This window comes from Micromonospora sp. CNZ322 (assembly GCF_007827755.1).
On the sequence record NZ_VITD01000011.1, the window covers coordinates 58618 to 80733 of the forward strand.

11 protein-coding genes are annotated in these 22116 nt (G+C 69.9%); 7 read left to right on the forward strand and 4 right to left on the reverse strand.

Annotated features, from left to right (window positions below; translation table 11 throughout):
• Positions 1–14: 14 nt before the first annotated feature.
• The 6 genes from FB453_RS23915 (at position 15) to FB453_RS35030 (ending at position 11838) form a co-directional block, all read left to right on the forward strand.
• Positions 15–6443, forward strand: a complete 6429-nt coding sequence (locus FB453_RS23915) for a DEAD/DEAH box helicase (protein ID WP_145793592.1) — start codon at positions 15–17, stop codon at positions 6441–6443.
• On the forward strand, positions 6440–8620 hold the full coding sequence (locus tag FB453_RS23920; RefSeq protein WP_145793596.1) for a UvrD-helicase domain-containing protein: 2181 nt from the start codon (positions 6440–6442) through the stop codon (positions 8618–8620). Before FB453_RS23915 ends, FB453_RS23920 begins: the two co-directional genes overlap by 4 nt.
• A 111-nt stretch (positions 8621–8731) precedes the next feature.
• Positions 8732–9943: a serine/threonine-protein kinase gene (locus tag FB453_RS23925; RefSeq protein WP_486480410.1), complete on the forward strand. Its 1212-nt coding sequence runs from the start codon at positions 8732–8734 to the stop codon at positions 9941–9943.
• A gap of 397 nt (positions 9944–10340) precedes the next feature.
• Positions 10341–10649, forward strand: a complete 309-nt coding sequence (locus tag FB453_RS23930; protein ID WP_145793603.1) for a DivIVA domain-containing protein — start codon at positions 10341–10343, stop codon at positions 10647–10649.
• On the forward strand, positions 10646–10897 hold the full coding sequence (locus tag FB453_RS23935; protein ID WP_145793606.1) for a hypothetical protein: 252 nt from the start codon (positions 10646–10648) through the stop codon (positions 10895–10897). Before FB453_RS23930 ends, FB453_RS23935 begins: the two co-directional genes overlap by 4 nt.
• Positions 10898–10992: 95 nt before the next feature.
• Positions 10993–11838: a hypothetical protein gene (locus tag FB453_RS35030; RefSeq protein ID WP_486480411.1), complete on the forward strand. Its 846-nt coding sequence runs from the start codon at positions 10993–10995 to the stop codon at positions 11836–11838.
• A gap of 81 nt (positions 11839–11919) precedes the next feature.
• Here FB453_RS35030 and FB453_RS23945 read toward each other — a convergent pair whose 3' ends face one another.
• Positions 11920–12408 (reverse strand): hypothetical protein, encoded by a 489-nt coding sequence (locus FB453_RS23945; protein ID WP_145793609.1) that lies wholly within the window; start codon positions 12406–12408, stop codon positions 11920–11922.
• Between the two features lie 119 nt (positions 12409–12527).
• Here FB453_RS23945 and proA point away from each other — a divergent pair, with 119 nt between their 5' ends.
• Positions 12528–18518: an anti-phage protein ProA gene (gene proA / locus FB453_RS23950; protein WP_145793611.1), complete on the forward strand. Its 5991-nt coding sequence runs from the start codon at positions 12528–12530 to the stop codon at positions 18516–18518.
• An 8-nt stretch (positions 18519–18526) separates the two neighbouring features.
• Here the strand turns inward: proA and FB453_RS23955 are convergent, their stop codons facing one another.
• Genes FB453_RS23955 through FB453_RS23965 form a run of 3 tightly spaced genes read right to left on the reverse strand, consistent with a single transcriptional unit; the run spans position 18527 to position 21777 of the window.
• On the reverse strand, positions 18527–19297 hold the full coding sequence (locus tag FB453_RS23955; RefSeq protein ID WP_145793614.1) for a hypothetical protein: 771 nt from the start codon (positions 19295–19297) through the stop codon (positions 18527–18529).
• 36 nt (positions 19298–19333) lie between these two features.
• Positions 19334–20662 carry an HEXXH motif domain-containing protein gene (locus FB453_RS23960; protein WP_186718489.1) on the reverse strand — a complete coding sequence of 443 codons (1329 nt, stop codon included), beginning with the start codon at positions 20660–20662 and terminating at the stop codon, positions 19334–19336.
• On the reverse strand, positions 20659–21777 hold the full coding sequence (locus FB453_RS23965; protein ID WP_486480412.1) for an FxsB family cyclophane-forming radical SAM/SPASM peptide maturase: 1119 nt from the start codon (positions 21775–21777) through the stop codon (positions 20659–20661). Before FB453_RS23965 ends, FB453_RS23960 begins: the two co-directional genes overlap by 4 nt.
• Positions 21778–22116: the final 339 nt, after the last annotated feature.

Here is a 22116-nt window from a genome sequence, read left to right on the forward strand (position 1 = left end):
GCGGTGATCCGCTCATGAGGCCTACCCTCGCCGCCGACACCCTGCGTCGAACCCTCACCCAGTACCTGACCACCACCTTCGGGTTGACCGAGGACGGCGTACGTCAGGGCTTGGAGGGTTTTCTCTCCCACCCGGAGCAGGGCATCTTCCGCGGCCCGTACCTGCGGATCCGCACCCCCTTCCGCCCGGCGGAGGGGGACTGGCGGGCGCACCTCGACTGGGCGCCGGCCGACTTCACCCCTTACCTGCACCAGGCGAACGCCTTCGCCCGTTTGTCGACGAAGGGCAGGGCGGCCGAGCCGACCCTGATCACCACCGGCACCGGCTCGGGTAAGACGGAGTCGTTCCTGATCCCGGTTCTCGACCACTGCCGGCGACAGAAGCAGCAGGGGAAGGCCGGCGTCAAGGCGATCCTGCTCTATCCGATGAACGCCCTCGCGACGGACCAGACGCAACGCATCAACGAGCTGCTCACCGACCCGGCGCTCAGCCAGGTCACGGCCGGCCTCTATATCGGCGATGTCGCGGCCGTCGAGTACGCGCATGTCTTCACCAAGCGGTCGGAGATGCGCCGCACCCCACCGGACATCCTGATCACCAACTACAAGATGTTGGACCTGTTGCTCCAGCGCGCCGACGACCTGCCGCTCTGGGAGGGGGCCGAGCCGGCGTACGTGGTGCTGGACGAGTTCCACACCTACGACGGCGCGCAGGGCACGGACGTGGCGATGCTGCTGCGCCGGCTCGCCGCCGCGCTCGACCTCGACGAACCCGAGCGGCCGCTCGGGCCGATCTGTCCCGTGGCCACCTCCGCCACGCTCGGTGAGGGCGGCGGGCGGGACGGTCGTACCGCGATCCGCGAGGTCGCCGAGCAGGTCTTCGGCGTCGCCTTCGACGCCGGGTCGCTGGTGGGGGAGGACCGGTACGAGGCCCGCGAGTTCATCGCCAGCCAGGACTTCAGCCTGCCACTGCCCACCCCGGAGCAGCTCGCGGCCGTCGACGACCGCGACCACGAGGAGATGATGGCCAAGGTCGCCGAGCTGGTCGTCGGCGAGCGCTGCCTCAATGACCCGGCACGCCTCGGTGACCTGCTCCGTCAGCATCCGTTGACGAAGGCGGTGCTCGACTCGCTTCAGACACGACCGTGCACCCTCGACGAGATCATCGACGTGCTGCCTCGGAAGAACGCCACCGGCTGGGGCAGCGTGATGAAGACCCCGCCCGAGATCACGGCGAAGGCTCTCGCCCGGTTCGTCGGCCTGCTCTCCGTGGCGCAGAACCCGGAGGCTCCCGGCCGCCCGCTGCTCAACATCGAAACCCACCTGTGGGTACGCGCCGTCTCCCGACTGCTGCGCGGCACCTCCCACGAGGCCGCCTTCGGCTGGTACGGCGAAGCGCCGCGCGAGCTGGACCCGTACGCCACCGACGCCGACGTGGTCGTCGCCGACAACCGCTACCCACGGTTACCGGCTATCTACTGCCGGCACTGCGGCCGCTCCGGGTGGATGGCGCTGTCGCCGGAGAAGGACCCGCAGGAGCTGGAGACCGACCCGGACAAGATCTACCGCGCCAGCGTCGGTCGGGACAAGCGCCGGGTCCGCGCGCTGATCGCCGCGACCGATGACGAGGTACGCCAGCGCTCCCGTGGCCTGCTGGTCCTGGAGTACGGGCGTCGAGTGCGCCCCTTCGACGAGCAGCGCGATCGCAAGCCCACCGACGACGCGATCGTCGTACTCGGCGACGTGCTCGACATCGACGGAGCCGAGAAGGACCGATGCCCGTCCTGCGAACTGGACCACGGGATCCGCTTCCTCGGTGCCGGCCTGGCCACCCTCGCCTCGGTGGCGATCACGCAGCTCTTCACCGGTGGGGAGCTCGACGAGGCCGAGAAGAAGACGCTTCTCTTCAACGACTCGGTGCAGGACGCCGCCCACCGCGCCGGCTTCGTCGCCAACCGGTCCTACTCGTTCTCGCTGCGCTCGCTCCTCGCCGGCCGTTTGAAAGCCGGGGAGTCGATCGCGCTCGACGACCTCTTCGTCAGGATGATCGAGGAGGCGGCGCAGCCGGAGATCCTCTCCACCGTCGTGCCGCCGGACCTGCACGATCAGCCCGGAGTCGACAGCCTGCTCGCCGGTGAGCACAACGGCAGCCGGGAAACCTGGGAGCTGATCAGCGAGCGGCTTGTCTTCGCCACCGTCATGGAGACCGGGCTGCGCTCCCGGCAGGGCCGCACCCTGGAGTTGACCCGCAGCGTCGCCGTTGAGGTTGCCCTCGACGATCCGGCGCGAGCCGCCGCGATCTGCCGGGACGTCCACCTCACCGGCCCCGGTCACCTGGCCGGAATGGCACCGGACGACGCCCGCTACCTCGCCTTCCTCCGCGGTCTGCTGGAACGGCTACGGACCCGGGGTGCGGTGTTCCACGAGTGGCTGGTGCCGTACCTGAAGCGCGGCGGCACCCGGTGGCAGATCTGGGGCGGCCGGCCCGCCGGGATGCCCGCGTTCCCGAAGGGCCTCTCCGCGCCCGCGTTCCTGCTCGCGACGCCGAAGTCCCGCTCAGAGTTCGACGTGATCACCGCGCGCGGCAACTGGTATCAGGACTGGACGTCGCGCTGTCTTGGCCTCGACTCCGGTGACGCTGCCGGCTTCCTCAGCCAGCTGCTGCCGGCCCTCGCCGCGGAAGGCGTGGTCGCCGTTGGCGACACCGAGGACGGCAACAAGGTGTACGGGCTGATGCCCGGCCACCTGCGGGTGACCCGACTCGACGACGCTTCCGCCGTGACTGCCGGTGTCGGCTGCGACACCTGCCACTGGCAGCAGACCGAGCACCCCGACCGGGTGGCCGACTGGATCGGCCAGCCGTGCCGGCAGTACCGCTGCCGCGGCCAGCTCCAAGCCGCCCACGACGACACCGCGGCCGACGACTACTACCGGCGGCTCTACCTTGACAGCCCGGTGTTCCGGGTGGTCACCGGCGAACACACCGGCATGCTCACCCGCTTCCAGCGGGAGACGGTGGAGAAGCAGTTCCGCGACGGCGAGCGCTACACCGACCCCAACGTGCTCTCCTGTACGCCCACCCTGGAGATGGGCATCGACATCGGTGCCCTCTCCGCCGTGGTGCTCGCGTCGCTCCCGCACGGCCCGGCCAACTACGTCCAGCGGGCGGGCCGCGCCGGCCGCAAGAGCGGCAACGCGCTCGTGCTGACCCTCGTGGGACGAACCGAGCGGGATCGCTACTACCTCACCGATCCCCGCGACATGATCGCCGGCCAGATCGTCCCGCCCGGCTGCTTTCTCTCCGCCGTGGAGATCCTGCGCCGCCAGTACCTCGCCCACCTGATCGACCTGGCCGCCCGCGGCCGTCTGGCCGGAGTGCTGCCGATGCCACGGCGGGCGCACGTGCTGTTCGGCCCGACGGGTTGGCTGACGGGCCTCGCCGAGGCTGGTCGTCGCGACGGTGGCCGGCTGGTGGAGGACTTCCTGACCCTCTTCGGCGACAAGGTTCTGCGGGCCGCCGCCGACCAGCTGCGTGAGTTCGCGGTGGACGGCATCGTCCACCGGGTCAAGGAAGCCGACGAGGTCTGGGAGTTCCGGTTGGCCGACCTGCGCCGACGGATGCAGGAGCTTGCCACCGCCCGGGGCACGTTGGTGCCCAGCGACCCGGACCACGCCCGCGAGATCAAGATGTTGAAGGCCGAGGAGGGCGCGGTCCGCCGCCGCCTGCGAGAGGTCAGCGCGGCTGCCGCCCACGGCACCCTGGTCGAGTTCGGTCTGCTGCCCAACTATGCGCTCATCGACAGCCGGACCGACCTGGAAGCCACCCTGACCTGGGAGGACAAGACCGACGGCGACCGTCGGTTCCACAGCGAACTCCGGGAGTACGCGCGCCCCGCCCGGCAGGCATTGGTCGAGATCGCACCCGGCAACAGCTACTACGTGCGGGGCTACAAACACGAGATCTCCGGGCTGGACGTCGGTCCGGCGGACCGGCCGGCGTACGAGCAGTGGCGGATCTGCGCGCAGTGTGGCTACGTCCGTACCCACCTTGCCAAGGAGGACACCAGCGCCTGCCCGCGATGCGCGGACCCGGGCATCGCCGATCACGGACGACTGTTCCAGGTGCTCCAACCGACCCGGGTGCTGAGCCGCGACAAGCGCGACGACGCCCGCATCCGTGACGACAGCGACGACCGGGACCGTCGGTTCTACGCCACCACCGTCGCCGTCGACGTGGACCCGGCCAAGGTCGATTCGTCCTGGCGGCACGCTCATGACACGTTCGGTGTCGACTACAGCCGGCACGCGATGATCCGGCACTTCAACCTTGGAGCGCAGCGCTACGACCGGGCGGCTGAACTCTTCGCTGGCGAAGAGGTGCGGATCAATCGGTTCCACACCTGCACCGCATGCGGCGGGACCACTGTTGACGGCGTCCCCGCAGTGGGCCAACAACTCGCCGCGGAGGCCTCCGGGTCGACCGTCGTGAAGGGCGCCGAGCACCACCGCCCCTGGTGCCCGTACCGGCGCTCGCCCGCCGCTGCGGACGCCCACGTCGATCTGATCCTCGCCCACGAGCTGGAAACCGAGGCGCTACGCATCCTGATCCCGGCCGCGACGGCCGTGGTGCAGGAGCGCATCGCGTCGTTCGCCGCCGCTATCCGTCTCGGCATCGCCGCGCAGTACGGCGGGGATCCCGCACACCTTCAGGCTGTGTCGGCCACCATGCCGGACGGGCAGAGCGACGGAACGCGGAACTTCGTGGTCGTCTACGACACTCAGCCGCAGGGAACCGGCTATCTGCACCGCCTCGCCAAGCCGGAGGAGTTCCGCTCGGTTCTGGAACTTGCGCGGCAGCGAATCGCCGACTGCATCTGTCGAAACGAAGGCAAAGCCGTGTGTCACCGCTGTCTCCTACGTCACGCGCGTAACGAGCACTTCGCCCTGATGAGCCGCGACGAGGCGTTGGGCATGCTGCACAAGCTCCTCGACACCTGGGACGTCCAGGAGGGCACCCGCACGGACGAGATCTCGCTGATCCACCAGGTGGAGAGCGAGTTGGAGATGCGTTTCCTCACCAAGTTGCTGGCGCTTGGTGAGACACCCAACTCGGGCCTGCGGATCGAACCGCGCACCGATCATGACGGCGCCCGCATCGCCGACCTTCGGTTCGTCCGCGACAACGGCCAGAGCGTGACCCACTGGCAGATGAAACTGCAGAACACCGTTCGAGGCACCCGGCCCGACGTCCACTTCAAGCGCCTCGACGCTCCGTCGCCAGAGGTGGCTGTCTACCTCGACGGCTTCAAATACCACGCGTCGTCGCAGTACAACCGGCTCGCTGACGACGCCGAGAAGCGGGCCCGACTGCGCGCCCACGGCTACCTGGTCTTCGCGGCCACCTGGGACGACGTCAAGACCTGGGGGAGTGCGGAGGGGCAGGGGCGGTGGATGCCGTACGGCGGACTGAGCAAGCAGACCGCCAGGGAGAAGTACCGTGCCCTGCTTCCTGGCGCGGATCCCGCAGAGCTTGAGGCGACGATCTGGGTCAATCCGATCGAACAGCTCATGCGCTTCCTCGCCGATCCTGATCTCGACGGTTGGCAGCGGCGGGCGGAGGCCGCCCTGTGGGGCATGCTCAAGCAGGCCCGGGACAACAGCACCACCGACTCCGTAGGCGTCGCGGAAAGGTTGACCGCCGCTCTGCGTGGAAAATCTCTGCCCCCGTCGACCGCGCGGCACATCATGGTCGCCCGATCTCTCGACAACGCAGGCTGTCCGGTGACGATCGTCCTCGACGCGCGCAGCAAACCGATGCCGACGATGTCAGCTCTCGCCGTCATCGACGATCTGCCTGCCGCAGTCGCAGATGAGGGCCACAAGGACCGCTGGGCCGCGTGGCTGGCGTGGGGCAATGTCATCCAATTCCTTGGCAATGGTGGCGGCGATGCGGGTCAGCTCGCCGTGTCCACACTTGATGCGTTCGAGCCGGCCTCGATGGCGGTCACCGAGGGCACGGGGCTCGTGCTCGCTCAACGCGCGTTGCCGCTTGACGAGGAGACGGCAACGTGGCTTGGCGTCGCGACACAGCCGGCGGCCGCCGAGCCCGAAACGCTCGACACGGAGTCGCCGTGGCGGGAAGTCCTGCGGTACCTGGACCCGGCCGAGAACACCCTGGATCAGCTGGTCCAGCAGCTCGCGCGGCAGGACCTGCCCGCACCGGTCGTCGGCTACGAGCTGGGCGACCAGGGCTGGCAGGCTGAGTTGGCCTGGCCCGACCGGCGAATCGCCATCGTGCTCACCGGTCCGTCCGACGACCCGGAGACGGAAGATCGCGACCGGGCGTACGCGGAAGCCGGCTGGCACGCCCGCACCGCTCGGGAATGGTCGGCTGACGAGTTGGCGGCAGAGATCAAGGCGACAAGCGGGGGAGAACGTCGATGAGCACCGAAGCAACAACCCTGCGGATGCTGGACCGCGCCGACAAGGAGGTCATGAAGCTCACCCGCGCCGACATCGGAGCGGTCTACGAGTTCATGCACAAGTTCCGGCACAACCCGGAGAACCCGGGGCTCAACCTGAAGGCGCTCAACAGCGACTCCCGGCTGATGTCAGCCCGGGTCAACAAGGACTATCGCGCGCTGCTGCTGCACATCGCCGAGCGCGACTACCTGCTCGTCGCGGTCAAGCACCGCGGTGAGGTGTACGACGACCTCACCCGGTACGCGTACCGCATCAACCGGATCACCGGCGGCATCGAGGTCATCGACATGGCGCCCGTTGGTGACAGCATCATCGGTCGGGTGGTGCCGCCGGATGTGGAACCGGAGCCCGCGCAGAAACCGCTCTTCGACACGTACACCGACTCCCAGCTGCTGGATCTCGGCGTATCCGAGCCGCTGCTACCACAGATCCGGGAACTGACAGCCGAGGCCGAGCTGCTGGAACTGCTGGACAGGGCGCCGCAGCTCACCACCGACGTGCTCTTCGCGCTCTTCGACGGCACCCCTTACGACGATGTGCTGCAACAGGTCACGGACCCGGTCCGCGCCGACGAGCCGGTCGACCCCGAGGACTTCGAGGCGGCAGTGGAACGGCCCGCCACGCAGGTGACCTCCGACGACGAGGCGTTGCAGGCGATGCTCGGTGAAGCCTTCGAGCGGTGGCAGATCTTCCTGCACCCCACTCAGCGCAAGCTGGTCGAGCGCCGCTACAACGGCCCGGCACGGGTCGGTGGTGGCCCAGGCACCGGCAAGACGATCGTCGCCCTGCACCGCGTGGCGCACCTCGCCCGGCAGTTGCCAGACGGAGCGGACAAGCCGATCCTGCTCACCACCTTCAACCGGAATCTGGCGGCCGACCTGCGGACCCGGCTCATGGCGTTGGGCGGGCAGGAGCTGGTGTCGCGCGTCGACATTGTCAACATCGACCGTTTGGCCAGCAGGGTGGTGGCCGAAGCCAAGGCAGGTGGCAGCCGCCGGGTGGTGGACGACAATCGAGTCCTTGAGCTGTGGGACGAGTTCCTCATCGAGACCGGCGAGACCGCCTGGGAGGCGGAGTTCCTCGCCGCTGAGTGGACCCAGGTGATCCTCGGTCAGGTGCTCAACTCGCGGACGGACTACTTCAAGGCCCGCCGTCCCAATCGCGGCCGCAGCCTCTCGCGGATCGAGCGGGACCAGATCTGGCAACTGACCGAGCGCTTCACCACCTGGCTGGAGAACCGCGGCGTCTGGACCTGGCGCCAGGTGGCACAACGGGCTGCCCGCCTCGAGATGGACCGTACGGCCCAGAACGGGGTCGCCGGCGAGTCGTCTGGCGGGTTCTACCGGCCGCGCTACCGCCACGTGGTGGTCGACGAGGCCCAAGACCTCAGCGCCGCCCACTGGAAGATGCTGCGGGCCATGGTCGCGCCAGGCCCGGACGACATGTTCCTCACCGGCGACACCCACCAGCGCATCTACGACAACCACGTCACGTTGAGCAGCCTTGGCGTCAACATTCGCGGTCGGTCGTCCAGGCTCACCCTGAGCTACCGTACGACCCGGCAGATCCTCGCCGATGCCCTGCAGATCATGACCGGGGAGGTGTACGACGACCTCGACGGCGGTGAGGAGGATTTGGCCGGCTACCGATCGCTGCTGCGTGGCGGCCGCCCGGTCTTTCGCGGTGCCGGGACGTGGGCGCAGGAGCGGGACCTGATCGTCGAGCAGTTGCACAGTTGGGGCAGTCCGACGGACGGTTCGGTTGCCATCTGCGTACCGACCAAGGACCTGGCGGTGGACGTCATCAGCCGACTGGAGGCTGATGGCGTGGAAGTGGTGGAGATCGGCCCGGACGGCCCGAAGCGCCCTGACGGCGTGCACATCGGCACGATGCACCGGTTCAAGGGCCTCGAGTACCAGCGCATGATCATCGCTGGGGTCAGCGACGGCCTGGTGCCTCGGCAGATGATCAGCAGATACCGGGACTCTGACCCGAAGCGCTACCAGCGTGAACGCCAGCGCGACCGGTCGTTGCTCTTCGTCGCCGCCACCCGTTCCCGCGACGAGCTTGCGGTGTTCTGGCACGGCACGCCCAGTCCGTTCCTGACCGGGCGGCTCGTACAGCGACAGCTAGCCTGATTGCCGCTCCTGCTCAGGCGGGTCGGCGTGCGATGCGGGGGAGGCTAGGTGCAAGCGGGGGATCGTGTCGGTGACCGGTACGAGTTGACGTATCCGGTCGGTCGCGGAGGAATGGGTCAGGTCTGGGCCGGCTTCGACGAGCGACTTGACCGGCCGGTGGCGATCAAGTTTCTCCGGCAGTTGGAGGTGCCGGAGGACGAGCGTGAGACGGCGGGCAAGCGCTTCCGGCGGGAGGCGAGAGCGACAGCCAGACTCGACCACCCCGGTGTGCCGGCCGTGCACGACCTGGGCATACACGGTGAAGATCTCTTCCTCGTCATGCAGCTCGTGCCGGGAATCGTCCTCGCCGACCACATCGCCGAGCAGGAACGACTGCCTGTCAGCGAGGCGGCGTCCATTGCCGCCCAGGTCTGTTCGGTGCTCGTGGCCGCCCACGCCGCCTCCCTCGTGCACCGTGACCTGAAGCCCCAGAACCTCATGATCACCCCGGCGGGGGTGGTCAAGGTGCTCGATTTCGGTGTGGCGGCACTGCTCGGCCCGGCCGAAGCATCCCGACTCACCGTAACCGGGCGCACGCTCGGGACCCCCGCCTACATCGCACCGGAGCAGGCCCAGGGTGGCCCTGTCGGGCCTGCTGCCGATCTGTACGCCTTGGGCTGCATCCTCTTCGAGATGCTTGGCGGGAACCCTCCGTATGAGGCGGCAAACGCCCCGGACATGATGCGCCGTCATATCGATGCACCCATTCCCATCATCACTGAGTACCGATCGGACGTTCCCGATGACCTGGCGCACCTCATCTACTGCCTGCTGGCCAAGGACCCAGCGGAAAGGCCAGCATCGGCTGGCGAGGTTCGTCAGCTACTGATGCCTTTCCTCGACGACGGCGACTCACCGGGGCTATTGGCCGCCCGAACGGACAACGCGCTCTCCAGCACTGCACCGCACACCGCCCCCGTACCGGTTCCGCCGCAAAGATCCCCGCAGAACCTGCTGGAGTTGCGGGCGCAGGCGAGGGAACTCGCCGAGAACGAGCGTTTCGTGCAGGCAGCCGAGATGTTGGAGCGGGCCCTCCGCAAGGTGCCGCAAGGTGGCGAGTGGATCACCAGCGAGATCGTGGCGCTACGAGTGGATCTCGCGAACCTCTTGATGCTCGCAGGTGACTTCCGGCAGGCCCATCACGCGTTCGCGGCGCTGGCCCGGGACCTCGATCAGTCGGACGAGGAGCAGGACCTTGTCGAGGAGTGCCGACACCAGGTGATGGCCTGCCAGCTTGAGATGGGCGAATCCGCCGACGCCACCGGTCCGCTCTCAATCCGCTAACTCACCCGGAGCAGTCTCCGCCCCGTCCTGGCAGCCCTCCGCCAACCGCTACAGCTCACGATCGGTCCAAGCCTTCGGGTATCCGCGCGCTCTATCGTTCCACCCCGCAACACGGCATCAGCCGCTCCTGCAACTCACCTGGATTGCAGCAAAGAAAGTCAGTGCACACCGGTGAAATCGCTGCCCGAGACATTGCGTCTCGGCTGCCGCCCATCGCAGGCTGATCCCAGCACGGCGGCCGTACGGTCCCCCCGACCGGCCGTCGTGCTTCCCCGAACAACCCTCGCTGAGCAGCCGTGATGCCGTACCGCTGAGAGAAGCTGCGCTGTCAGGGCGGGGTGTGTCTGCCGCACCGGATGAGCGAGCCGGCCCGCCCTGTCCACGATCAGGAAGGTGGATGGACATGAAGGCTCGCAACCAGCGACCAACCCCAGTCGGCGGTGGTGCTAACTACCGCTCCGCCGCGTACACCAGTCTGTTGCCGTGGCAGGTGCGTGAGCGCCGCTTCACGCCAGTCGGGTTCGGACGTCGCGGTTTGAACCCCGACGACGTGTACGCCTTCCTCGACCGGGTCGCCGTCGACATGGCCGCCGTCTACGCCGCTCTCGCCGAGAGCCGCCGCGAGACGGCCCGGATCAAGGCCGGGCTGCGTCGCTGGCAGACGGATCAGGCCCGCGCCCGCAACGAGCGGGGCCAGAACCGATGAGCCAGCGATACGTCATCCACCTGCCCGTGGTCGCCAACGACCTGCCCGCCGCGCAACGCCTGGCCCGGGTCATCGACCGGTGGATGCTGGTGCTGCCAATGGTGGATCCGGGGGAGACGACCGTCTCCGAGGAGGACCGGCAGTGCGTCCGCCACCGGGTCTTCTGCGACCTGTGGATGCCTGGTGGCCGGCGTTGCCTACTCCGCGACGGCCACGACGGTGACTGCTCACGACGCCGGCACCGCTGACACAACCAGACGATCCGGCATCTCAACTGCCCGTTGTGCCGAGTGCGGTGATGATCACCAGGCCGTTAACGTGCGCAGCACGGGAGGTGGCGGGGATGGCCGGTCGGCGTTGGGACGCCAGGTTCGAGGAGGAGCACCTTGTTCTTCGGCGTTGGCGGTTGCTGCCGTGGCCGAAGGCCCACGTCAGGCGGATACCGTTAGCCGCGATCCTCGGCATTGGCTCATTCACCGCGACCGACCAGGCGAAGCGACATGCTCAGCTCTCCATTCAGGACACGTCGGCACCAGACCTGACCGAGGTCATTCCGGTCAGTTTCACGCGGGAGCAGTGGACGTTCGCCGGCTGGTTCATGGAGGAACGCCGAGCGGCGAAACGGCGAGCCGCACCGACCAGGCCGCCGCAGGTCCGTCCGAAGGCATCGTCGGGTCAGGTGGCCCTGTCCCGGCCGGCGGCAGACCTGGCGGCCCTGTCGCGGCGGCGGGCGCAGCTGGCGGCTGCCCTACGAGCCCACCTCGCGGCCAGGCAGACATCCACCACGCTGAGCATCCCGTCGACAACCCCAGTGATGCGGGACGGCGACGGCAAGCTGCCGGTGTGGCTGTGGCTTGAGGATGGTGAGATTCACGGATCCCTCATCTCAGCCGGCAACGCCTCACCGCGGCATTTGACCCCAGCCGATGTCGCCCATCTCCTGCTCGCTGACCCGTCCCGGGCGATGCCGGCGATTTGCGCGCTCACCGGCATCGTCGACAGGCAGCTTGCCCTGGCTCACCTGCGGAGCTGGCAGCGGCCGGACCGGGTCGTCGTCAACCTGGGCGCCTCCGACCTCGCCGGTCGGCGAGTGACAGAGGCCCAACAGAAGCCAGGCCGGAGCAACCCGGACGGCACTGTGCGGACTGTGTCAGGTGGCCTTCCAAGTCTGAACAAGCGCCGACGATGAGGACCAGCCACGGAGACCCCGGCCCGCGTCGGACCGACCAACGTCAACCATCGCAGGCGATGGAGGGATCTCCGCCACGCCTCACGCGGTGAGCGAGCCCAGGTTGAAGCCGTCGAGCAGGTTGATGAGCTCGTCGTCGCGGGTCACCTCGTAGCCGCGTCCGCACAGCTCCGCCACCAGTTCGGCCTCGCGGTCGGTTGGAACATTTAGGTACTCACCGTTGTGAACCGTGAGTACGACTTTGGCGTACCGGTCCCGCAGGTCCTGCGGCAGGACGTCGAGCGCGCGCATCGTGACCATCGGGGGCCAGTACCCTTCCACGACCGCGCCCACCTCTGTGATGTCGAAGGGCTTGTCGTCGGCGTACCCGTCCTCCGGCTCGTAGCAGTCGGGGCCGGCGGGGTGCGACAGGTGGGTCATTCGGACCTGGCGAGCCTCGCCCCACGTGCGCGCGGCGGCGAGCGCCCGGATCTCCGCGGCTTCCTCGGTGGCGGTGCCGGCGTCGGCGAAGGCGAGGCAGTCGTGCGCCGTGGCATGGCCGTAGACCAGGTGCTGGTGTTGCGTCATCATGGCGCACATCCTGCCTCAGACGTACGACTTCCAAGATCGTCGTACGGCCGGGGCCCTCTCCACCGGTTGGTTGACCGCTAGGCTGGCCCTCCCTGGTCTCCCCACCTGGAGAAACGCCCATGTCCGACAGCGTCTTCGTGGAGTTCACCGCCGACGACGACCAGCTCGAAGTTGGGCTGATCGTGCAGCCGGCGATCAACGCCGCCCTGGTGCACAACCGGGTGCCGTTGGTGCGTCACCTCACGCTCGTCAACCGAGGTGCGGTGCCGCTGACCGATGTCACGTTGACGCTGGAACTGCGAGGCCCGGACGGCGCCCTGACCGAGCCGTGGACGCGTACCCTCGCTGCGCCGTTGCGGCCCGGGGCCAGCACGAGCTGGGATGACTTCCGCGACTTCACGCCCGACCGGGTGCTGCTGTATCGCACTGACGAGGCGTTCCCGGTCGACTACACCCTCCGGGTGCAGGCGCAGGAGCAGACACTGCGGCTGGTCGCCCCGTCACGAGTGTTGGCGCACAACGAGTGGTTCAACAGCCCTGCCCTGTACGACAGCCTCGCGGCCTTCGTGCAGCCGAACACCCGGGCGGTCGAGGCGGTCCTGCGGGCTGCCGCCCAGCTCCTGCTCGCGCGGACCGGTTCTGGCTCTTTGCAGGGTTATCAGGAGGGTTCGGAGCGGGCGGCGCTGATCGCCGGCGCGGTGTACGAGGCGCTCCGCCAACTGGAGATCACCTACCAGACCCTGCCGGCGTCGTTCGAGAACACCGGCCAGAAGGTACGGACGACGGCGGCGGTGCTCGACGGTCGGCTCGGCAACTGCCTCGACCTGTCCGTCACGTACGCCGCGTGTCTGGAGGCGGCGGGGCTGCACCCGCTCATCTTCATCAGCGCAGGCCACGCCTTCGGTGGCTTCCTGCTGGAGGAGGAACGGCTGGGCTCTGCCGCGGTGACCGAGACCAACCTGCTGATCTCGATGGTGGACTCCGGCCGGGCCGTGCCGGTCGAGCTGACTCGCATCGGGCCGGGCGCGCAGTCGGCGACCTTCACCGAGGCGGTACGCGTCGGGCTCGGCCATTTCCGCGGCGACGGCGAGCGCATGCAGGGCGTCGTCGACGTGCACCTGGCCCATCGCTCCGGCATTCAGCCGCTGCCGTCGCCCGACGAACTGATCGCGCCCGCCGCGGTCGACGCCGAGGCGACGCCGAAGATAACAGCGTCCCTCGACCTTCCGCCCGGCGTCGCCGCCGCGAAGCTGCGCCAGTTCGCCGACGAGGGCGAGGAGGTGCCGCAGCAGTCCGACGGGTCGCCGGCGCGTGTCCAGCAGTGGAAGAAGTCGCTGCTCGACCTGAGCCTGCGCAACCCGCTGCTCAACCTGCCCAAGCGTGGCCGTGGCCTGGACCTGCACGTGCCCGCGGGTGCGCTGGCCCTGCTCGACGACCTCATCCACGATGGCCGTCAGGTGCAGGTCATCCCTCAGGACGACATCAGTCACGTCCACGAGTTGGCCGGGGCACGTCGGGCGCAGGACCTCGACGCCGAGATCCTGACCCGGGAGCTGCGTACCGACCGGCGGGTCTATGGCGCGGTCACCGACGCCCGCTACAAGACCGCGATGCGCGCGTTGCAGCGCGAGGCGCGCACGATGGAGCAGGAGACCGGCAGCAACTACCTCTACCTGACCATCGGCACCCTGGTGCACACGAAGACGACCGGGGGAGAGGCGTACGCGCCGCTGTTCCTCCTACCGGTGCGCATCGAGGGCGGCAGCGGCCGTCGCCCGTACGCGATGGTCATCGACGGCACCGAGGTCGCCAGCCCGAACTACTGCCTGATCGAGTGGTTGCGGGTCAAGCACAGCGTGCGGATCCCGGAGCTGGAGCGACCGGTCCTCGACGAGCACGGCATCGACATCGCCAAGACCCTGGCCGCGATCAACACCGGGCTGCTCGACAACCGGCTCAATTACCGCATCGACGAGACCGCCAGCCTTCGACTGTTGCAGTTCTCCACCTTCCAGATGTGGCGGGACCTCACCGACCACTGGCCCCGGTTCATGGAGAACCCGGTCGTCCGGCACCTGGTCGAGTCCTCCGGGGCCACGTTCGACGATCCCGCCCGCCCGGAGCACGACGTCGAAATCGCTATCGACGAGGCTGACCTGCACCTGCCCATCCCCGCCGACGGGTCGCAGATGCAGGCCATCGTGCGCGCCGAGCGCGGCCACTCCTTCGTCCTGGAGGGCCCACCGGGCACCGGCAAGTCCCAGACCATCACCAACATGATCGCCCGGGCGGTCACCGCCGGCCGATCGGTACTGTTCGTCGCCGAGAAGCAGGCCGCACTGGAGGTCGTGAAGCGCCGCCTCAAGCAGATCGGCCTCGGGCCGTTCGCCCTCGACCTGCACGGGCGCAAGCAGTCCCTCAACGCGATCCGCCAACAGCTGCGCGACGCCCTCGACCAGTACGACCAGGGCGGCGACGGCACCTGGACAGCCGTCGAGACGGCCTACCGGACCCGGCTCGCCCCACTGACCGAGTACCCGGCCCAGGTGCACACCACCAACCCCGTCGGGATGTCACTCTGGTCGGCCTACGAGCAGACCCTGGCGTACGGGGACGGCCCGGTCGCCCCGATCCCGGTGGCGTACCTGCACGCACCCGCCCAGGCACGCGTACAGGTCGAGACGACAGTGCGGGAGTTCCCGGCGGCCGCACGATCGGCCCGACTCCGGACCGCGCACCCGTGGGCGCTCAGCGGCTGCCGCACCCTCGACGGCCTGCACGGCGCCGCAGTCACCGAGATCGCCGGTGAGCTCGAACGCCTCCGTGCCGACCTAGCCGCCCATCCGCACCTGGTCGAGTTGCTGCGGACGCTGCCCGCCCCGGAGACCGTGAGCGAGCTGCAGGCGGGCGCCTGGCTCGCCGTACGCGGACTGCTGCCGGACCGGCAGACCACCCTGCACGCCAGCGACCGGCGGTGGGACGAGGCGGTGGCCCGGCTCCAGGCGGACCTGGCGGCCTTCCGGCAGGGCTTCGCCGGTGAGCTGGCCACGTTCCGGCCGGACGTGTTCGCTCGACCGGAGCTGACCGCATGGCACGGTGAGGCCCAGGAGGCGGCGAAGAGGCTGATCGGTAAGCGCAAGCGTCGGCAGACCATTGTTGATCGGCTGGCGGTGCACCTGGTCGCCGGTGCGACGCTCGACGTCGAGCGGGTGGAGGTTGCCACCGGTCGGCTGGTGGCCGCCCAGGCGCAGGCGGCGGCCCTCTACCAGCATTTTGCGGCGGTGGGCGGGCTGCGGCTGTCGCAGTGGCGGCCCACGGACCCCAACGCGCAGGAGCGGTTGACCGAAGCGATCGAGGCGACCCGGGTCGGCCGGACGCTCCTGGCCCGGCACCCGCAGGCCTGGGAGCTGTTTCACGGCGGCCTCACCGATGTGGGCGCTGTGCTCCTCGACCGGTTCGCCTCGCGGTGGCGGGCCTGGCGCGGGGTGTTGCGCTCCGGTGAGGCCGAGCTGACCCTGTGGGCCGCCGGTTCGCACTGGACCGACGCCTGGCAGCGCGACGGCGCGGCCTGGCTGCACGAGTTGCAGGCCGAGGAGTTGTTCCCACTGCGCCGATGGGCGACCGTGCTGGCCCACGCCGACGTGCTCGCCTCGGCCAACCTCACCGACTATCGGGACCAGCTGCTGCGCGCCGAGGTGCCCGCGCATCTCGCCGAGGAGGTCTACCGGCGGGGAGTCGCGAGGGCCTCCCTGGCCGAGCGGGTACGGGCCGGCGGCCTGCAGTACTTCGACCCGGAACTGCACGACGACGAGATCGGCCAGTTCGAAGCGGCCGCCGGTGAGCTGCGGTCCGCGCTGCCGACGCAGCTGCCGTCGGTGCTGGTCCGTCGCCGCCCCTTCAGCCCGGCCGACCGGCGTGGCCGCTTCGCTGACTTCGCCGCAGAGCTCCGCCGCAAGCGGGGCGGGCGGTCCTTCCGGGAACTGTTCGAGCAGTACCCGGACGCGGTGCTCGCACTGACCCCGTGCGTGCTGGTCAGCCCTGCGTCCGCGGCGAACTTCCTGGCGCCAGGCAGCCAACGTTTCGACCTGGTCATCTTCGACGAGGCCTCGCAGATCCGCGTGGCGGAAGCGATCGGCGCGATGGGTCGGGGCAGCGCCGTGGTGGTGGTCGGCGACTCCCGGCAGATGCCGCCGAGCAGCATCATGCAGGCCAGCCACAGCGTGGACGAGGTCGACGAGGGCAACGGCCCGGTGCCGGAGGATCTGGAGAGCATCCTCAGCGAGGCCGTCGAGTCGGGACTGCCGCAACGGTGGCTGTCCTGGCACTACCGCAGTCACGACGAGTCACTCATCGCCTTCTCCAACCGCTACTACTACGACAACAAGCTCTCCAGCCTCCCGTCGCCCGGTGCCGCCGGCTCGGCGGGCGTCAGCTGGCGGCGCGTCGAAGGCCAGTACGACCGGGGCGGATCCCGCACCAACGAGGTCGAGGCACGGGCGATCCTCGCGGACATCACCCGGCGGCTGCACGACCCGGCGACCGCCACCCAGTCCGTCGGCGTGGTCACCTTCAACATCCAGCAGCGGGACCTCATCCTCAACCTGCTGGAGGAGAGCACCGATCCGATCGTCCGCGAGCACCTCTCCGGCGCGGTCGCGGAGCCGATCTTCGTGAAGAATCTGGAGAACGTGCAGGGCGACGAGCGGGACGTCGTCCTGTTCTCCCTGGCCTTCTCCACCAACCTGGAGACTGGCCAGCTCCCGCTGAACTTCGGTCCGCTCAGCCAGGCCGGCGGCGAGCGGCGGCTCAACGTGGCCATCACCCGCGCCCGCCGTCAGGTCGTCCTCTATTCGTCGTTCGACCCGTCCGACATCGACCTGTCCCGTACGTCAGCGCTGGGCACGCAGCACCTGCGGGCGTACTGCGAGATGGCCGCCGCCGGCGCGGAGCGCCTGGGCGACCTCGCCACCGACCGGACCGAGCGGCGCAGCCGGATCCGCGACGAGGTGGCGGCAGCGCTGCGCGACCGCGGCCACGAGGTCCGTACCTCGCACGGCCTCTCCGACTTCACTGTGGACATCGCCGTACGCAAACCAGGCTCACCGCGGTGGCAGGTGGCGGTCATGCTCGACGGCCCGGACTGGAGCGCCCGCCCGACGGTCGCCGACCGGGACTCGGCGCCCGCGCTCCTGCGCTCGATCATGGGCTGGCCGGAGGTCGTGCGGTTCTGGCTGCCGGCATGGATCCACGACCGGTCGGCGCTACTCGACAGGGTCGACGAAGCGGTTACCCGAGCCGAGGCCCCTACGACCTTCGAACCGGAGCGCGAGCCGCCGGAGCCTGCGGAGCCGCCCGGTGACGTCGAGATGCCCCAGCAACGCGCCGCGATGGACATCGAGGCGTCTCCGACCGTCGCGTTGCCACAGTCGCGTCTCGCCGCGGACGACGAACCCCTGGCGGGCCCGTCGCCGGCACCCGTCACCGGCCTCGCTGCACCCGCACCGCCACCGGTGACCGTCACGGCGGCGACAGCGTCCGGCACCATCACGACGAGCCCATTCGTTCCGTACGTCCCGACGCCGCTCGGCGACCAGGCCGACCTCGACCTGCTCGCCGCCGACCAGCACGTACGTGATCTGATGCGGACCGCGCTCAGCGAGATCATCGAGGCTGAGGGGCCCGTCGAACAGCACCGCCTCGCACGCCTGGCCCTGGCCCGGTTCGGCTTCCTCCGGACCCGGGAAGACCGCCGCACCGCCGTGCTCGCCCTCGTCGACTCCCGCCGGCTGTACGCGCACCCGACCGTGGGCCGGTACGCCTGGCCCGAGGGCGCTGACCCGCAGACGTACCGCGCCTTTCGGGTCACCCAGGCCAGCAATGACCGGGCGTTCGAGGAGGTGCCACCCGAGGAGGTGGCCAACGCGTTCGTGCACGTGCTGCGGGGCGTGCGGAGCGTGGACGAGGAACGGTTGTTGCGCGCCGGCCTGGAACGGCTCGGCTACCGCCGCCGTACCGAAAAGATCGACAAGCTACTCCGGTACGGGTTGCACGTCGCCGTGACCAGCGGCCGCCTCCGGTACGACCAGGAGGGTCGTCTCACCCTGGCCTGACAGGACGGTCAACTGGCCCCGCCGGAGCGCTGGATGAGGTGCTGCACCCACCTGTCGAACCTGCTGCTGGCCCCGCCGGCCAGACCGGCCAGGTCCTGCTCGGTGACCACGCCACGCTCGGTCAGCGACACGATGAGGCTGCGCAGCCGCCGGTGGTCGTCCGCCTCGGAGGGTTCGACGGGACTGTTGCCGCCAACCTGCCGTTGCAGGTCCTGAAGGATGTCCATCATCTGCGGCAGGGTCTCGATGATCTGCGACAGGCCGGTCTCGTGTGGGCTCGACGAGCCGCGCAGGTCCTGCAGGGTGAGGGCGACCGACATCGGGGTGACGATGTCGGCGTCGTCGGTCATCGAGTCGATGGCCCGGCCCAGCTGCTCCTTGGCGGTGTGCACGCTGCGCAGATTTCTGTGGTCGACCAGGATCGTGCGCATCCCCTGCACGTCGAAGGGGAGCTGCTGGTCCTTCGCCATCAGCTGCACGAACGGTTTACGCAGTGCGTGCCGCACGGCCAGCTCGTAGAAGACGTTCGCGTTCTGGTCAGTGAGGTCCGCGATGACCAGGTCGTTCTGGATGATCCGGTCGAGCACCTGTGAGGTGATCAGGCCAGCGCGTTCGATCTCGTCACCCCGGATCGCCTGGAATCCGCGGGCCTCGACCACCGGACGGATGAGGTAGTCGAGGATCTGGTCGCTGCGCTCGCGGATCTCGGAGCCCTCCGGGCCGATCGGTGCGATGACGAAGCATTCGCGTCGGGTGGGCTGCCCGTTAGCGTCCCCCATGCCGCCCAGCGTAGAGGAGATCGGCAAGCCTCGCTGTCACCCCCGTCGCGCCTCGGCACGCTCCCAGTGGGCGTGGTGCGCGGCGAGTAGCCGTCCGGCGTCGTCCACCGCGTGGGGAGTCACCCGTTCCGAGGCCCACCGGTCGAGGACCGGTGCCATGCCGTCGACCAGGCGTCGGCCGACCGGGGTCAGGCGTGGCTGCGCGGCCAGCACCCGCACGATCTGCCTGGCGGCCCGGGTCCACCGGACGAACTCGACCTCGGCGTGGTGCCGCGCGGTCCGGTCCCGCTCGACGAACCGTTGCCGTCGCCAGAAGCCGGCCACGCCGAGGTGGGCGTAGGCGCCGTGCAGGAGACCCTCCAGTGGGCGGGGGTCGGGTCGCCACGGCGCGTAGAACGACTCGTCCGGACCAGGCTCCACCAGGGGGAACAGGTCGGTCAGCGCGGCCAGCTTGAGGTGTTGGATCTCGTGGGCGAGGGTGACCGCGGCGGAGCGGGAATCCGGTGGCAGGGACATCGCCACCGCGCCGAACCCGTGGTGGAACGTGCCGCTGCGGACCCCGGACCGCGGCGCTTCGAGCGGCACCAACGCGCGCAGCGCCACCGACACCTCCTCGGCGACCGCCCGGTGCTCGTCGACGAGCAGGCGCCACGCCCCGTGTAGTCGGTGCTGCCACCGGCCCGGGTCACGCACCGAACCGGCGATCGGGTGGGCGCCGGCCTCGGCCGCCATCGGTACGTGCCGCCAGGTGGCGGTGTCCAGCAGCAGCCGCAGCGCCAGCCCGCCGTGGGTGGCGCGCAACTTGGGGGCGGGCCGCCAGCGGTGGTGGGGCGGGTGGTCGTACCCGATCTCGGTCCGCTCCCCGGCGCAGCGCACCTCGGCCCGTCCGCCGGCGCAGCGCACGCGGGCGCGGGTCGCCGCGGGGTTGACCCGGAGGGTGCCGAGGCCGGGCAGGTCCAGCCAACCCGGTGTGGCCGGGTCGAGCGGCACGTCCAGGTCGGCGTCCGCGCGGGCCCGCACCACCGCGGCGGCGGCGACCGCCGCGAGCAGACCGGGGTACGCGGCCGCGCGGTCACCCCGGCGCAGCAGTGCCGCGGTGCCGAAGGCCCAGGCGGCCACCGGGGGGTGGCCCCACGCCGCCCGGCGTTGGCCCTGCTCCAGGCCGCTCACCACGCGGTACGCCGCCTCGACCGCCGCCCGGTCCGGATGGTCCACCCGATGGGTGAGGACGACCAGCGCCCGCACCAACAGCAGGTTCTTGCTGTGCTGGGCGGCGCGCAGCAGTTCGAGGGCGGCTGGACCGCCTCCGCCCGTGGCGAGCCCGTCGATGACGCTCCCGGGTAGCCGGTGCACGGCTGTCGTCACCGGTGCACCTCCCGCACTGCTGTCACGTCCCGCCGCAGGGTGCGGCGGATGTGAGCGATGAGCCGGTACAGGTCCGCGCAGTAGACCGACGGGTTGTCGAAGCCGCTGCCGGCGCGCCACCGGTGCGTGTAGAGGCCGCCGCCGCAGACCTGGCGCAGGTCACAGGCGCGGCACTGGGCGCTGAGCCCGGCCACCCCGGCCTGCTGGGCCCGGACGCCGGGCCGGTCGAGGGCGGCGTCGAAGGTGTCCCGGTCGACGTGCAGGCCGATGCTGCCGGCGCCGGCGTGGGCGGCGCCGAGGGTGTCGTCCATCTCAATCGCCCCGTCGGTCTCCACCACCGCCACCGCGACCGGGCTGACCCCCACCCCGGCCAGCCGGGAGGAGCCGCCCAGCAGCAGCTGGATGATCTCGTCGAAGAGGCGGATCCGGGTCCGGCGACCGTCGTCGGCGTACCACTCGTCGAAGACGGCAATCAGCCAGTCGGCGTACGGGGCCTGCCGTGGGTCGGCGGGGCGACCCGCGGGCGGCGACGACCAGGTGCCGTGCGGCAGCAGGAAGTCCACCACCGGCGGACGGTGGGCCAGCAGACTGCGGTAGGTCGCGACCGGATCGTTGCGGAGGTCCACGGTGCACAGCAGACCGTTGAACAACCGCCGGTACGACCCGGTCAACTGGTGTAGTGCGGCCGCGACCCGGTCGTGGCTGCCCCGACCGTCCGGCCCGCGCCGGTGCCGGTCGTGCGCCGCGCGGTCCCCGTCGAGGCTGACACTGACCCCCACGTCGAGCCGGTCGAACAGGCGCAGGAAGGAGTTGTCCAGGCGGACGCCGTTGGTCTGCACGGCAATCCGCGCGGGCACCGGGGCGGCACCGCGCCGCAACAGCTCGACGGCCCGCTCGACACCGGCCACCCCGGCCAGCAGCGGCTCCCCGCCGTGCAGCACGACGCTCACCCCACCCAGGCGGTGCTGGCGGGCGTGCTCGCCGATCCGTTCGCCCGTGCGTGCCAGAGTGGCCGCCGACATCGTCCGGGGCCGGGACCGCCAGCGTTGGTCGGCCATCGTGTAGACGTAGCAGTAGTCGCAGGCCAGGTCGCAGCGGCTATGAAGCTTTACCACGAATTGTCGGAAGGGGACCGAACGCCCCGGCGGTGCGGAGCGGACCACCGTGCCGGGTGACGGCCGGTGGCCGCCAACGGGTCCGGGCATCAGACGCTCCGCCGTCCTGTCGGTCGCCGGTCGGGCCACCTACCAGCGTGGAGCATACATCGACAGGTGGCGTTCCGGGTGCCGCACCTGACCGGCCGGTGCCGGGCCGGACCCGTCCTACCTGGTCCGGCCGCCATCCGGGTGTCCGCCGGGGAGGCGGCGCACGGTTATCATGAGCACACTCAGCGGATTTGGCCGCCGGTCGATGTCCGGCCCGGCGGCGGGGGCAACCGGGCGCGGCACGACACT